1 protein-coding gene is annotated in these 1,710 nt (G+C 56.1%); it reads right to left on the bottom strand.

The window, feature by feature from the left end; all coding sequences use genetic code 11:
- Positions 1–75: 75 nt before the first annotated feature.
- Complete coding sequence (locus AD663_RS27975) at positions 76–1,407, bottom strand: IS110 family transposase (protein ID WP_053214908.1); 1,332 nt, start codon at positions 1,405–1,407, stop codon at positions 76–78.
- Positions 1,408–1,710 lie beyond the last annotated feature (303 nt).

Below are 1,710 nucleotides of genomic sequence, written 5' to 3'. Positions count from 1 at the left end.
GACGACTGCTGCGCAGCCGAGTGGGAGCAAGCTCTTATCAAACAAAATACAACCCATTGTTTTTGCTTCTAAAAATCATGCAGCCTTAACTAATTGCATACCCAACTTTCGGGCTTTGCGCTCCAGAGCCCGCAGTTGGCGTCCCCGGCTTTTCTCCTCAAACTCTTCTATCCCTTTCTCAACGTAGGGTTGGCCTTTGGTGAGCATGGCGTAAATCAATCGCGCCAGTTGATGAGCCGTCGCCTTGATCGCGCAACTAGTGTCCATCCGCGTCAGGCGGGCACGGTGGCTGGCGCCAATAAAACTTTTATCCTGCCGTGCGTTGGAGGCCGCTTGCTTGAGGGCTTGGGCGGCTCGATTGATGATTTTAGGCGCTTTACCAGGAAGCGGTTTGCCTCCTGATATTCGCGTGGGAGGGGCCAGACCAAGCCAAGAGCTTAAGTGCTGCGAGGTCGGGAAACGTGATAAGTCCGGCCCCAGTTCGCTGGCGAGTACCAACGCAATATCAATACCGATGGTGGGAATGGCCGTTAAATCCACGCCCATGACCTTGATCAGTGCCTGGTGTAGCGCCAGTTGTTGATCGGCTGAGCGATGTGCACTGCGCAAGGGCTTGCAAGGCAGTCCTGTCTCCGGCTGAAGAACTGGAAGTCGCGCTAGCGCCTGGGCAATGGCTTGATCGCATTCAGCGATCTGCTTTTCCAAGAAGTCATGGCACGCCAGCTCCTGGCCTAGCGCATGTAGATGCTCTGCCCGCCAGTTGCCATGCAAGCTGCGAGCGATGGTTTCCTGATCGGCCTTGATCCGTCCGTCGCGCAAGGCTGAAAGCTTTTCAGGGGAACGCTCGCCTTGGACGATAGCCCGCAAGATCTTCAAACCCGTCACCCCGGTGATGTCACTGATAACCTGGGCCAACTGGATGTTCATCTGACTCAAGGCCTTCTGCATACGATTGATCGACTTGGCTTGGTCGCAGACTTTATTGGCGCGCTGGCGGACCAAYGAACGCATCGAACAGATCTCATCAGAAGGGCGAAAAGCGCCGCTGAGCAGGCCGTGCGTCATGAGTTGCCAGATCCACTGGCAATCAAGCACATCGGATTTGCGCCCAGAGGTCTGCCGCGTAGCACGTGAGTTAACCAGATAAACCTCAAAGCCACGCGCATCCAGCACTTCGAAAAGCGGAATCCAGTAAACGCCCGTCGCCTCCATGGCCACGACACTGATGTTCAACGACTGGAGCCAGTCGGCCAGTGCGATCAAATCGTCGGTAAACGTRGAGAATTGACGGACAGCAGGATCGTACTGCTCTGGGTTTACAGCGACCCAATGCTCACGGCTTCCCACGTCAATACCGGCACAGWGGTGATGAATAATCTCAAAACGCTTTTGGTTCTTGCGCGCCATGGCAATTCCTCGCAGGATTGAATGACGCGCGCGGGGTACACGGTGGCGAAAGGATTCACTCTCTTATACGAGGTCACGGCCTGGCCGTGCCATCAACGACTCCACGCCGATACCGTGCAGGTCACTCTCCCTCTCGGGTGCTGACMCACCAGTGCTGGTTACGGCCTTTGCCCCGCGCGCGTTCTTCCAATTTACGATGAACTGTTTGCTGCGCGACAGCGCAGCGTCGAAGACGCGGCGGGATCTCCCTCGCCACAAAACCATCATAATAGACCGACGGTCATTCGAAGCCCACCCGGTTAC

Origin of the sequence: Pseudomonas sp. Q12-87 (genome assembly GCF_001269755.1) — a bacterium.
GTDB classification, from domain to species: Bacteria; Pseudomonadota; Gammaproteobacteria; order Pseudomonadales; family Pseudomonadaceae; genus Aquipseudomonas; species Aquipseudomonas fluorescens_S.
The sequence above is the reverse complement of the archived record's forward strand: the minus strand, read 5'-3'. Positions and strand labels throughout refer to the sequence as shown.